Annotated in this window: 1 protein-coding gene; it reads right to left on the reverse strand. The window is 62.6% G+C overall.

Annotation, left to right across the window (positions count from 1 at the left end; translation table 11 throughout):
* A partial coding sequence (locus BN2475_RS32075; RefSeq protein WP_143326016.1) for a non-ribosomal peptide synthetase occupies positions 1 to 692 on the reverse strand: 692 nt, incomplete at both ends.

Consider the following 692-nt stretch of genomic DNA (forward strand, 5'->3'; position numbering starts at 1 on the left):
ATCATTTGAACAGCGAGCAGGGAGTGTCCGCCAAGCGCAAAGAATGAATCGTGTCGACTGACCGTGTGGACGCCGAGGAGTTCACGCCAGATGTCGGCCAGTGCGATCTCGAGTGCACCGATGGGGGCTTCGTACGCGGCATGGGCGAGTGAGTCGGCATCCGGAGCGGGCAGTGCCCGGCGATCGAGTTTGCCGTTGGGGGTGAGAGGCAACGCGTGCAGCCGCACGAAAGCGCTAGGGACCATGTAATCGGGCAGGCGGCTGGCGAGCCAGTCGCGCAGTTCACCTGGCGATGTTTCGTTGCCTGTGACATAGGCCACCAGACGTTTGTCCGTGTCGCCGAGTGCGACTACGACGGCCTCGCGTATGGCGGGGTGCTCTGCGAGAGAGGTTTCGATTTCGCCGGGCTCGATGCGGAAGCCGCGAATTTTAACCTGGTGGTCGTTGCGACCGAGGAACACAAGATTGCCGTCGGGCAGGTAGCGGGCCAGATCGCCGGTGCGATACATGCGGGCATCGGAGTGATGGGAGAAGGGATCGGGGAGGAAGCGTTCGGTGGTCAGTTCTGGGCGGTTCAGATAGCCACGAGCCACGCCTGCGCCGCCGATATACAGTTCACCCACTGCGCCTAGCGGCACCGGTTGACCGTGGCTGTCTAGCAGGTAAATCCGAGTGTTCGAGATCGGTCGGCC

It is taken from the genome of Paraburkholderia ribeironis, from assembly GCF_900019265.1.
Classification (GTDB): Bacteria; Pseudomonadota; Gammaproteobacteria; order Burkholderiales; family Burkholderiaceae; genus Paraburkholderia; species Paraburkholderia ribeironis.